Genomic DNA, 12823 nt, shown 5'->3' with positions numbered 1-12823 from the left:
ACCTATCGGAGGCTGCATGTTTTTCGGACTGTTCGGCAAGAAGGATTTTCGTCACTACCAGAACCAGGGTGCCAAGCACCTCGCCGCTGAGCGTTATGCCGACGCGCGCATGGACTTCGAGGAGGCGCTGAAGCTGTGCCCCGCAGAAGCCTCCCACGAAGCGGCTGCCATCCGTCAGGGCCTGGACCAGGCCTGCAACCACCTGGGCGAGCTGAACCTGCAGGAGGGCGAACACGCCCTGCGCGCCGGTGAGATGCAGAAGGCCTACGACCACTTCTGCCTTGCCGCCGACCTCGCTGCCGATCCCGGCCTCAAGGCGCGTGCCCATGCCGAGGCCGCCAAGCTGGAACAGCCCGAAGCCCAGGCTGCAGCGGCCAAGCCCGCCGCCGCTGCCGGCAAACCCGCCGCTGCACCTGCTGGTGCAGGCAATTACAAGCCGCACAGCGGCGGTTCCTGCACCACCTGCAAAGGGCACGGCGACCACCACCACGAGGAGCCGGCTCCCATGGAAATGAGCATGTCCGAGGAAGACCAGTTCTTCCTCATGGTCCAGCCGCTCCCCGGTGACCTCCCCGGCCGCTACGCCGAACTCGGCCCCAAGTTCGCCAAGGCGTACCTCATGATTCATGACGGCAATGACCGCGATGCGTTCCCCATTTTGCAAGAAATGTTGTTATCTGGTGAAAATGACATTGTATTATACGAAGTGGCACTTATAATGTTCCGTGCGGGGCAAATTCATGAGAGCGAGACGCTCCTGAATCGAGCATTGGCGCTCAATCCGCAAAACGCAGCCGTCTATTTGGCACTCGTTCATTTGTTTGCCGGCGGAGGGCGCTACCCGCAGGCGATCGCCACCGTGCAGAAAATGCTGGAACTGGATATCCTCCCGGACCAGGCCCAGTTCATGCTGGGCGAGTTGCACGAGACCATAGGCGACGTCGACCGGGCCATGGAGCTGTGGACCAAGTCGCTGGAGCACCCGAGCATGGCCAAGGCGGCTGCCGAGCGGATGATCCCGATCCTGAACCGCCAGGGGCGCAGCGACGACGTGAAGTACCTGACCAAAAAATATTTAAAGGGATGTTGTTAAAAGAAGCTGGTTTCCGGAGGTGGACAATGAACAAATCAGAACTCATTGAATCTCTCGCAGCTAAAAAGACGCTCTCCTTCAAGAAGGCGGAGGAAGTGGTCAACGCCGTCTTCGCCTCGATGACCGAGGCCCTCCTTTCCGGTGACCGGATCGAGATCAGGGGCTTCGGCAGTTTCGTCGTGAAGGAGTACGACGCCTATACCGGCAGGAACCCCAAGACGGGCGAGTCCATCTCCGTCAAGGCGAAGAAGTTGCCCTTCTTCAAGGTCGGCAAGGAACTCAAGGAGAAGGTCTCCGGCTAACTTTCCCCCTTTGTAGTCACGGAAGTAACCGACTTTCGACACCACCACTGCGCCCGCCGGCCGCCAAGGTCTGCGGGCGCCCATTATTCACGAAGCGTCTTTAGCCTTAACCTGCTGGACTGGCCTTACCATGTTTCCCACCTCTTGGTCCTATATCGTCGAAGCTCTCGGCGGCCTTGCGCTCTTCATTCTCGGCATGCGCACCATGTCCGAGGGGCTGCAGAAGGTCACCGGGGAGCGCCTGCGCCGCGTGCTGGAGCGGACCACCGGAAACCGCCTCGCCGCCCCCCTGATCGGCAGCTGCCTCGCCTCCATCCTCCAATCCGGCTCCGCGGCCTCGGTGCTCGTCGTGGGCTTCGTCAACGCCGGCCTCCTCTCCCTGTACCAGGCCCTGGGCGTGCTGCTCGGCACCGGTATCGGCACCACCCTCGCCATACAGTTCATCGCCTTCCGCGTCTCGGCGCTGGCACTTCCCGCCATTACCATCGGCGTCTTCCTCAACTTCTTCTCGCACCGGCGCAAGCTTGCCGACGCGGGGGGGATGCTTCTGGGCATCGGCCTGGTATTTTTCGGACTCTCCATCCTGGAAGGGGCCTGCCTGCCGCTCAGCGAAAGCGCCATCATTGCCGGGCTGCACCAGGGGCTCCCCTCGCTGCGCCTGGTCGCGGTGCTGCTCGGCGCACTGCTTACCTTCCTGGTACAGTCGGGGAGCGCGACGCTCGGGATCGTGATCGCGCTCGCCTCGGCCGGGGTCCTCTCCTACGATGCCGCCATCGCCATGGTGATCGGCGAGGTGGCCGGGGCCGCCCTGATCCCGCTCATCGCCTCCATCGGCGGCACCCAGACCGCCAAGCGCGCCGTGGTCATCTACCTCGGCATCAGCCTGGTCGCCATCTCCCTGGCGCTCATCTTCTTCCCCTGGTTCCTGAAGGTCGTGGCGCTGGTGTCGCCCGGCGACCTCTCCCTCTTGCACCGCGGTGCGCCACCGGAAGCCGTGGTGCAGGCGCTGCGCCCCCATATCGCCCGGCACCTGGCCAACGCCCACACCGTCTTCACCGTGGCCTCCCTGTTCATGTTCCTCCCCACCATCGGCTTCTTCGCCCGTTCCGCGGAGACGCTGCTGCCGACCAGGCGCTCCGAGAGCGAGCCGCGTCCGCGCTTCATCGACGTGCGGGTCATCAAGACCCCGACCATCGCCCTGGTGCAGGCCTGGAACGAACTGGCCCGGATGGGCGGGATCGCGGCTGCCATGTACGCGGAACTGGTGTCCCAGTTCGACGGCTTCAACCCCAAGGTCGCCGCTGCCGTGCGGGACAAGGAGGTGGTGCTCGACGTGCTGCACCGCGACATGTCCCAGTTCCTGGTGGCGCTTTCCCGGGAGACGCTCTCCCTGGATCGGGCCGTCGAGATACCGACCATGCTGGAACTGGTAAACGAGATCGAGCAGGTCGGGGACCAGGCCGAGGCCATCCTCAACTACCTGATGCGCAAGAAGGAAGAGCGGCTCAGGTTTTCTGCCAGCGCCATGGAAGAACTGAAGCGCGTCGCGGCCAAGGTGGGGGAGGTGGTGGCCCAGTGCGAGGCCGCCCTGAAAGGGGACGAGGTCCCGGACGTCACCAATCTCAAGCTGGAAATCGCCTCGCTGGAGAGCGAACTGCAGGCAAGCCACCTGCGCCGTCTCAAAAGCGGTAAATGCAACATCGTAGCGGGGCTGTTATTCGGGGACATCATCGTCAGTTTCTCGAAGATCTCGCAGCTCTGCTTCTCCATAATCGCCCAAAGAAAAGGACTCACCCCATGACAGACAAGGTAGCCGCCATCGACCTCGGCACCAACACCGCCCGGCTTCAGATTGCCACCCGCGACCCGTACCACCAGGTGCTTTTGAAGCGCATCATCACCAGGCTGGGCGGCGGCTTCACCCGTGAGACCGGACTTTCTCCGGAGGCGCAGGAGAGATCGCTGACCGCGCTGAAGGAGTTTTCCGCCGACATGGCAAGCCACGGCGTGGTACGGCTGCGCGCGGTGGCCACGTCTGCCGTGCGCGACGCCAAAAACGGCGCCGAATTCTGCAGGCGCGTCCTGGAGCAGACCGGCATCGCCCTGGAGATCATCGACGGCAACGAAGAGGCGTTACTGACACTGAGGGGGGTCGCGTCGATCCTTGACAACAAGGACGAGGACCTGGCCGTCTTCGACGTCGGAGGCGGGAGCACCGAGTACACCCTGGCTGCCGAGCAAAAACCGCTTTTCTCCAGGAGCCTCCCCATAGGCGTGGTGCGCCTCACCGAAGGCAAGGTCGGGGTGGCGGAGATGGAAGACAAGATCCGGCGCGAGTTGACCGCGTTGCGGGGCGAACTGGCAGGGGAGGGGCTTGCAGCCCGTTTCTCGGCCTCGACCCTCGTCGGGACCGCGGGCACCGCCACCACTCTCGCGGCCATAGACATCGGCATGACCGATTACGACTACAAGAAGGTCAACAACCACACCATCCCGCTGGCAAAGGTAGCCGCGATGTTCGACCGGCTGCTGCCGCTCACTCCCGAGGAGCGCCTCAAGGTTCCCGGCCTGGAACCGGGACGCGAGGACCTGATCATCGCCGGGATGTTGGTCGTTCTGACCACGATGCGGGTCTTCGGCTTCGAGACCTTCAAGGTGAGCGACTCCGGCCTGCTCGAAGGGGTGATACTCGGGGTGTAAAGGAGGGGCCGCTGTCGCGCCCCCGCATCTCCGCTGCACCCCTTTGGCCCCGCCCCTTTCAGCCCCGAATCCTCGTGCGAAGGGGTGCGAAAAAAGCGACAGTGTACGTTTTTTTGCACCCCTTCGAAAACCTAACCATAATACGTAGTTTGCACTGCTTTCCCTCCTTTATCACTTCACGACCCTTTCGGTTAGGCGCAGCCCCCCGTTACTTTTCCCACGCGCTCGTATCTTATAACTGTCTAAACCACTGTCGTATTTTAGTATCTACTATAGCAGGCACAATATCTGCACTGTGGCTGAGCACGTAAAACGGCCACTGTGTCTGAACCTTCCGGTGCTGGAGAATCTAACTGTTTTCCCCCGTTAGCAGTGTTCATACCGAGCCAGACCTGAACAATCCAATTCAATAATTTAGATGTCTACAAAGGTTCTGGTAACTGCAGTAGTTACCTACGAACTTCTGTATTTTGTTGCTGGCAGGCGAACCATTAACAAGGAAGTGGAGGGAAGAATGAGTTTCATACGTTTGCTGAAGGTATCTGTCGCGGCTGTTATGACATTGGCGTTGGCCTCGTGCGGCGGGGGTGGCGGGGGGGGCGGGGGCGCGCCGCAACTGACCAGCATGGGGGGGGCGTTGCAGGGGAGATCGCTGGCTCTCACCAATAGCGTGACCTCCTTCGCCGGAACCGCCGGGTCCACAGACGGCGCAGCGGGCCGGGCGAGATTCAGCCTTCCCAGTGACGTCGCCTGCGACGGAACCAATCTCTACGTCGTCGACACCGGCAACAGCGTCGTCCGCAAGGTGGTCCTCGCCACCGGGGCGACATCAACAGTCGCAGGGCTGGCCGGGGTTACCGGTTCGGCCGATGGAGCCGCGGTAGCCGCGAGGTTCAACTATCCCACCGGAATTGCCATCAGCAGCGACAACTCCACGCTGTATGTCAGCGACACCGGCAACAACACCATCCGCAGCATAGACGTCGCCACCGGCGCGGTGACGACCCTGGCAGGTACTGCGGGGAGCGTGGGCTCCGCTAACGGCACGGGGGGCGCGGCCAGATTCAGCTCCCCCTGCGGCGTCGCCACCGATGGAACCAACCTTTACGTTGCCGACAGCCTCAACCACCGCATCCGTAAGATCGTCCTCGCCTCGGCTGCGGTCACGACCCTTGCCGGCAGCGGCCTGCAGGACTTCGCCGACGGCACCGGCGTCGCGGCCAGCTTCAACTCGCCGCGCGGCATCGCCACCGACGGAACATCCCTTTATCTGGCGGACGAGGGCAACTCAGCAATCAGGAGGATCGTCATAGCGACCGGTGTGGTTTCGACCCTGGTACAGCCTGCGGCCGGAATCGAGTCTCCGGCGGGGATCGCCACCGACGGGACCAACCTTTTCGTCGCCGACACCGAGATGAACAACCTGCGCAAGGTGGTCATCGCCACCCATGCGGTCTCCACGCTGGCCGGCGACGTGGCAGGTGCCCCCGGGAGCAACAACGCATCGGGGGGCGCTGCCCGTTTCAGCTCCCCTGCCGGGTTGGCTTTGAACGGAGGAGCACTCTACGTGGCCGACGCAGGAAACGATCTTCTGCGCAAGGTCACCGTCGCCACAGGGGACAGCTCCACGGTCGCCGGTGTCGTGGGCTCCACAGACGGCGTAGGCGTCGCGGCAGCCTTCACCTCGCCCTACGACCTGACCACCGACGGCAGGAACGTCTACGTGGCGGACTCGAACAACCACACGATCAGGCAGATTTCCATCGCCACCGGCGCAGTGACCACGCTCGCCGGAACGGCCGACCACCCAGGCTCCGTGGACGCAACCGGAGCCGCCGCCTCCTTCAGATTCCCTAGCGGCATCACCACCGACGGAACCAATATCTTCGTCTCCGACACCGGCAACAACACGATCCGCAAGATTGTGATCGCCACCGGCGCCGTTTCCACCGTGGCGGGCACGGCGGGGGTAACCGGTGCGGCCGACGGCAGCGGGAGCGCGGCGAGCTTCCATTCCCCCAACGGCATCACCACCGACGGGACCAACCTCTACGTCGCCGACAGCGGCAACAACTCGGTCAGGAAGATCGTCATCGCCACCGGCGCGGTCACCACCGTGGTCGCCCCCTCCGCGGGTCTCAGTTCTCCCTACGGCATCACCACCGACGGCACCACGCTCTTCATCACCGACAGCGGCAACGACAGGATCTGCAAGCTCGCGCTGGCAAGCTCCGTCTTCTCGCCCATGGCGGTCTCCGGCGTTACCTTCAACTTTGCCAGCGGCATAACCACCGACGGGGTCAGCCTCTTCGTGACCGATGCGGCTAACGGCTCGGTAAGCAGGATCGCCATAGCTACCGGCGTCTCAGGCGCCGTACTGACCGGCCTGCGTAACCCCAACGGCATCAGCACGGACGGCACCACGCTCTACGTCGCCGACGCGCACGACAACACGGTCATCAGGGTGCGGTAATGCGATCATTCCTCATTTTACTTGCAGTTATACTCGCGGCGGCGCCGGCTCGCGCGGCCGAAGGTCTTTCCACCACTAAAGAGCGGATCAACTACGCCATAGGCGTGAACCTCATCGGCAACCTGAAGCAGCAAGAGGTCGACATCGACCTGGAACTGGTGGTGAAGGGGATGCGCGACGCCCTTGCCGGCGGCCCGCTGCTCATGTCCGACGAGGACCTGCGCAAGTACATAAGCTTCTACCAGCACGACGTGCGCCGGAAGGTGGCCAAGACGAGGGCTGGAGCGGCACAGGAAAACGAGAAGGCGGGAGCCCAGTTCATGGCCGCCAACAAGAACAAAAAAGGGGTCGTCTCCCTGCCAAGCGGCCTGCAGTACCGGGTGCTCAGGGAAGGCGCCGGCAAGCGCCCCGTCGACGCCGACACCGTCACTTTCCATTACCGCAGTTCCTCGATTACCGGCACCGAGTACGAAAGCTCCTATCGCACCGGGCACCCGGCCTCGCGCCGGGTCGGGGACGGGGTGGTGCCGGGGCTGTCGGAAGCGCTCAAGCTGATGCCGGTAGGATCCAAGTGGCAGCTCTTTTTGCCGCCGAAGCTGGCCTACGACAACAAGGGCAACGGCACCAAGGTGGGCCCCAATGAAACCATTGTCTTTGAAATCGAGCTTCTCGCCATCAACTGAACGGGAAGTGATATTCGGGATTAACCCGCAGGAGGATGCAATGAAAAAAACGATGTCAGCCATAGCGGCCCTGGCCGTGACCATGTCGCTTGCGACAGCGCAGGCGGCCCCGGAACCGGCGCCCCGGCAGGGGGCTAAAGAGGCGGAGGCGAAACCGGCGCTGCAGGCGCCCGCGGCAAAAACCGCGGCCCCGCTCAAGGAGAGGGCTCTTAGAAGCGAAATCAAGGCCCGCGGCGCAGAAGCGAGAAAGAGGCTGATGGAAGAAAATACCGCCCCCCAGGCCCCAGGCAGGCAATGAAACCTTTCCAGGAGGAAAACACTATGAGCAGGCGATTCTTGCAGTACATCTGCCTTGCCGTTGCCGTCGCCGTCCTCTCCTCAGGGGGCGCTACCGCACAGGCTGCACCATACACGGCGCCGGGCTACACGCCGGATTACTACGAGACACCGAACTGGGCCAACTCCCCACCGCTGCGCAAGTTCGTGGACACGCTGCCCGGCCTTAACGCAGGCGCCAAAAACAACCTCGGGCAGTACCTGCCTGTGGCCATTCCCGACACCACGAGCTATCCCGGATCGGATTACTACGAGCTGGAGCTTGGGGAGTACACGGAGAAGATGCACTCCGACCTTCCCCCGACCACGCTGCGCGGCTACCGTCAGGTCAACACCACCGATCCGAACGTCAGCTCGTTCCATTACCTCGGGCCGCTGATCATGGCGACCAAGGACCGGCCGGTCCGCGTCAAGTTCATCAACCGCCTCCCCAACGGCAGCGCCGGCAACCTCTTCCTTCCGGTCGACACCACCGTGATGGGCTCCGGCGAGGGGCCTAACTGTACCCCGGTCGACCCGGCGGACCCGATGGGGCCGCAGAACTGCGAGATGTACACCCAAAACCGCGCCGACCTGCACCTGCACGGCGGGCGCACCCCCTGGATCAGCGACGGCACGCCGCACCAGTGGATCACACCGGCGGGCGAGGCGACCTCCTACAAAAAAGGGGTGAGCGTGGTCAACGTCCCTGACATGTGGTTCAAGGCCGACGGCACCATGATCACCGAGGCGACTTTCCCCGGCTCCGCCTGCGCCGGTTCCACCACCTGCGCCGAGCCAGGAGCGACCAACGACCCGGGCGATGGCTCCCAGACCTACTACTGGACCAACCAGCAGAGTGCCAGGCTGATGTTCTACCATGACCACTCGATGGGGATCACCCGCCTCAACGTCTACGCCGGCGAGGCGGCCGGGTACCTGCTGCAGGACGATGTCGAGCTGGCGCTGGTGAACGGCGGCACGGTGAACGGCCGCACCTTCAAGGCGGGAACCATCCCGGCCGACCAGATCCCGCTCGTCATCCAGGACAAGACCTTCGTCGACGGCGATCCCGCGAGTCCGACCTACGTCAAGAAGACCGACCCGCTCTGGAACTGGGGGACGGGCCCCCTGGCAGGAACCCCCAACGCCAAGGGGGTGTACGAGCGCACTGCGAAGACCGGCGACCTTTGGTGGCCCCACGTCTACATGCCCGCCGAGAACCCTTTCAACCCCGACCTTTCCGGCATGAGCGGCTTTGGGCGCTGGTTCTACGGTCCCTGGTTCTACCCGGCAACGCCGGTGTGCGGCGTTGACGGCGCGCAGCTTCCCCTGTGCGTGGCTCAGGGGCCGGTTGCGAACCCCTACTACGACCCTACCTGCGACCCTGCCGTGGCCGGCTTCTGCCAGCCGCCGCTCATCCCCGGCACCCCCGATACCTCCTGGGGCGCGGAGGCATTTCTTGACACCATGGTGGTGAACGGCACCGCTTACCCGAAGCTGACCGTGGACCCGAAACCCTACCGCTTGCGCATCCTGAACGCGGCCCACGACAGGTTCCTCAACCTGCAGCTTTACCAGGCGGACGCCAGCGTCCCGAAGGGGTGCCCCACCTGCGCCGACCTGACCGAGGTGAAGATGGTCCCGGCGCTCGAGATGCCGGCCTATCCGAATTGGCCTGCTGACGCGAGGGAAGGGGGGGTGCCCGACCCGGCCCTGCGCGGCCCCGCCTTCATCCAGGTGGGAAGCGAAGGGGGACTTCTCCCCGCGCCGGTGGTGCTGCCGAACCAGCCGGTTTCCTGGAACCTCGACCCGACCACCTTCAACTTCGGCAACGTGAACGGCGGCACCCTGATCATGGGACCTGCGGAGCGCGCCGACGTCATCGTCGACTTCTCGAAGTACGCGGGGAAGACCCTGATCCTGTACAACGACGCGCCCACGGCCTTCCCGGCGCTGGTGCCTCAGTACAACTACTACACCGGTGCCCCCGACCGCACCGACATGGGGGGCATTGCCGGCACTCCGGTCGGCTTCGGCCCCAACATCCGTACCGTAATGCAGATCACCGTCACCGGCTCGGGCGGCAGCGCCCCCCCCGACGACTACAACCCGGCGATGCTGACCGAGCTGCAGAACGCGTTCAAGACCACCCCCACCGAGGCGGGGGCCTTCTCGCTTTCCCAGGAGCCGGTCATCGTGGGGCAGACGGCCTACAACCAGACCTACAACAAGCTCTTCCCGGCCAACTGGCCCACCTGGGGCGTTTCGAGGATCACCGACACGTCTATCAGCTTCAAGCAGCCCGACGGCACCCTGATGGAAAACTTCGCCATGAAGCCCAAGGCGATCCACGACGAGATGGGTGCATCCTTCGACGAGTTCGGCCGCATGGCGGCGAAGCTCGGCCTGGAACTCCCGTTCACCAACGCGGGCAACGCCAACTTCGTGCTGCAGAACTACGCCGACCCGGTCACCGAACAGCTCACCCCGGGCGGCATCCAGGTCTGGAAGATCTCCCACAACGGGGTCGACACGCACCCGATCCACTTCCACCTGTTCGACGTGCAGATCCTGAACCGCGTGGCCTGGGACGGCATCATCAGGCTCCCCGACGCCAACGAACTCGGGTGGAAGGACACCATCAGGGTGAGCCCCCTGGAGGACACCATCGTCGCACTGCGTCCCATCACCCCGCGGGTGCCGTTCCCGCTGCCTGACAGCGTCCGCCCGCTCAACCCGACGGTCCCCATCGGCTCCGACATGGGCTTCTCCCAGTCGAACCCGAAGGACGGCGGCAACCTCGGCGGCGCCATGGTCAACCAGCTGTACAACTTCGGGCATGAGTACGTATGGCATTGCCACATCCTGAGCCACGAGGAAAACGACATGATGCGCTCCATGTCGTTCCTGGTGCCGCCGCTGGCGCCGGCTACACTCACCGCCGCCAACAACGGCCCGAACGTCGATCTTTCCTTCAAGGACAACTCGGCCAGCGAGTCGAGCTTCGAAGTGCAGATCAGCAACGACCCGACCTTCCTGGCCGGGGTGTCTACCCGGATGGTTGCCGCCAGCGTACCCGCGGCAAAGTTCGGCGATACCATGACGCTATCGGTGGCCCCTGCGCTGGGTAGCTACTACCGGGTTCAGGCGCTCGACGACTACACCCCGACCACCCCCCCGAGCTACCGGCCCGACTGGCAGGCGGCCACCAGCCGCTCATCCTGGTCCAACATCGCCACGGTGGCGGCGATTCCGATCGCCCTCTCTTCGCCCGCTTCCCTTGCCTTCGGCGATCAGCCGTACGGATCGGTGAGCGCGGCCAAGACCATCACGCTTACTAACGGGGGCAGGTCCGACCTGACCGTCACCTCGGTCGCCCTGGCTGGCGCGAACCCCGGGGAGTTCGCGGTCACCGCCAACAACTGTGTCGCTACGCTTGCACCCGCGGCAGGCTGCAGCATAAGCGTCACCTTTAACCCGACCGTGGCGGCCGCGGCTAACGCCTCGCTCACCATCAACAGCGACGACCCGGCCCGTCCGGCGCTGTCCGTCCCGGTCACCGGTACCGGCATCGCCTCCGCGCTGGCAACCCTCAACCCGCTGCAGCTGATCTTCGATCCGCAGCTGGTGGCAACGACGAGCGCCGCCAAAACGATCAGCCTCGCCAACACGGGGAACCAGGATCTCGGCGTTTCGGCGATACGGCTTACCGGCGGCACCGTCGCCGATTTCAGCGTCAGCCACGACTGCCCCGTTACGCTCGTTCCCGCCGCCAGCTGCACCATCAGCGTGACCGCCACTCCGAGCCTCGCCGGTACCGTCCTGGCCGACCTCGCCATCGATACTACGAGCCCGGCGGCCAGCACCGCCATCGTACCCCTGAGCGTCATCGGCACGGCCCCCATCGCCGTTGCCAATCCGACGTCGCTGAATTTCGCCAATCAGTTCGCCAAGAGTGCGAGCGCAGCCAGGCAGGTGGTCATCTCCAACGCAGGCACAGCGCCCCTCGTCGTAAGCGGCATCGGGTTCGCCGGTGCCAACCCGGGGGACTTCTCCCAGAGCAGCAACTGCGCGGGCGGGCCCATAGCCGTCGGCGCTTCCTGCACCGTCAACGTCGTCTTCACCCCGCAGGCGATGGGGAACCGCGCCGCCAACCTGGCCGTGGCCACCAGCGACCCTGTGACACCGCTTGTCAACGTTGCGTTGGCCGGAACCGGCGTGGCGCCGGTCGGAAGCGTGGCCCCTGCCTCGCTTTCCTACGGCAACGTGCTGGTCAACACCTCCAGCCTGCCGCAGACGGTGACCGTGTCCAACCAGAGCTCAACCACTGCGCTCCAGATAAGCGCCATTACCCTGACCGGCACGGACCCGACCCACTTCTCCCTTACCAGCAGCTGCGGCTCCACCGTGGCGCCGGGAGGAAGCTGCAGCGTCGCAATCAGCTTCACCCCGCTTGCCGAGGGGGCGAAGAGCGCGGCGCTCACCGTCGTCAGTAACGATCCCTTCAACGGGACACCTGCCGGCACCTTCTCCGTTCCCCTGACCGGGCTCGGGACCACCATCACGCTCAGCTCCCAGGCGCTCTACTTCGGCGCCCAGGTGGTGAACAACAACAGCTCGAAGCAGATCGTCTCCATCCTCAATACGAGCGACCTCCCGATGGCGGTCAGCGACATAGCGATGGGCGGGGTTAACCCCGGCGATTTCACCCAGACCAACGGCTGCCCTCCCACTCTGGTGGGGGGCGAATCGTGCACCATCAACATCAAGTTCAGACCGACCGCGCCGGGTCCCCGCTCCGCCACCCTGTACATCTACGACAGCGCCGCCGGCAGCCCGCAGAGCATACCTATCAGCGGCACCGGCATGAGCGGGCCCGCGGCAGGGGTCAACCCTACCTCGATCAACTTCGGCAGCGTGACCCGCGGCTCGACCAGTGTGCCGCAGACCATCGCCCTCACTTCCACCGGGGGGGTCCCCCTGCTGGTCAGCAGCATCTCCCTCAGCGGGACCGCTGCGGCCGACTTCACGCTGGTCAACAACGACTGCCCGATTGGCGGCGCCGGACTCCCCGCAGGGGCAAGCTGCACCGTAAGCGTCAGCTTCGCACCTTCCAGGACCACCGGCACCCGCAACGCCCGGGTGAGCTTCACCGATAACGCCAACAACAACACCAGCACCCAGAGCGTCACGCTGGTAGGCGTGGCCCAGTAGTACGGTACCCTGAACCGGGGAGGGGGAAACCCCTCCCCGG

At 64.3% G+C, this 12823-nt stretch carries 8 protein-coding genes; all 8 read left to right on the top strand.

All coding sequences use genetic code 11. The features are described 5' to 3' along the window. Window positions 1-16 precede the first annotated feature (16 nt). The 8 genes from JFN91_RS08910 to JFN91_RS08875 all read left to right on the top strand — a co-directional run bounded on the left by JFN91_RS08910 (window position 17) and on the right by JFN91_RS08875 (window position 12783). Entirely contained in the window at window positions 17-1093 is a 1077-nt protein-coding gene (locus tag JFN91_RS08910; RefSeq protein WP_199388844.1) for a tetratricopeptide repeat protein, read from the top strand. Window positions 1094-1119: 26 nt separating this feature from the next. Continuing rightward, window positions 1120-1395: an HU family DNA-binding protein gene (locus tag JFN91_RS08905; protein ID WP_183349941.1), complete on the top strand. Its 276-nt coding sequence runs from the start codon at window positions 1120-1122 to the stop codon at window positions 1393-1395. A 130-nt stretch (window positions 1396-1525) separates the two neighbouring features. Further along, entirely contained in the window at window positions 1526-3196 is a 1671-nt protein-coding gene (locus JFN91_RS08900; protein ID WP_199388843.1) for a Na/Pi cotransporter family protein, read from the top strand. Continuing rightward, a complete protein-coding gene (locus JFN91_RS08895; protein ID WP_199388842.1) occupies window positions 3193-4095 on the top strand; it encodes a Ppx/GppA phosphatase family protein in 903 nt (300 codons plus the stop codon). Before JFN91_RS08900 ends, JFN91_RS08895 begins: the two co-directional genes overlap by 4 nt. 514 nt (window positions 4096-4609) lie before the next feature. Then, on the top strand, window positions 4610-6568 hold the full coding sequence (locus JFN91_RS08890) for an NHL repeat-containing protein (RefSeq protein ID WP_199388841.1): 1959 nt from the start codon (window positions 4610-4612) through the stop codon (window positions 6566-6568). After that, window positions 6568-7251: an FKBP-type peptidyl-prolyl cis-trans isomerase gene (locus JFN91_RS08885; protein WP_199388840.1), complete on the top strand. Its 684-nt coding sequence runs from the start codon at window positions 6568-6570 to the stop codon at window positions 7249-7251. The genes JFN91_RS08890 and JFN91_RS08885 overlap by 1 nt, the downstream gene beginning before the upstream one ends. Before the next feature lie 40 nt (window positions 7252-7291). Beyond that, on the top strand, window positions 7292-7549 hold the full coding sequence (locus JFN91_RS08880) for a hypothetical protein (protein ID WP_199388839.1): 258 nt from the start codon (window positions 7292-7294) through the stop codon (window positions 7547-7549). 23 nt (window positions 7550-7572) lie between these two features. Beyond that, on the top strand, window positions 7573-12783 hold the full coding sequence (locus JFN91_RS08875) for a choice-of-anchor D domain-containing protein (RefSeq protein ID WP_199388838.1): 5211 nt from the start codon (window positions 7573-7575) through the stop codon (window positions 12781-12783). The last annotated feature ends 40 nt before the right edge of the window (window positions 12784-12823 follow it).

It is taken from the genome of Geomonas anaerohicana (assembly GCF_016458305.1).
Lineage (GTDB): Bacteria > Desulfobacterota > Desulfuromonadia > Geobacterales > Geobacteraceae > Geomonas > Geomonas anaerohicana.
Note: the sequence above shows the minus strand (reverse complement) of the source record. Positions and strands in the feature narration are given on the sequence as shown.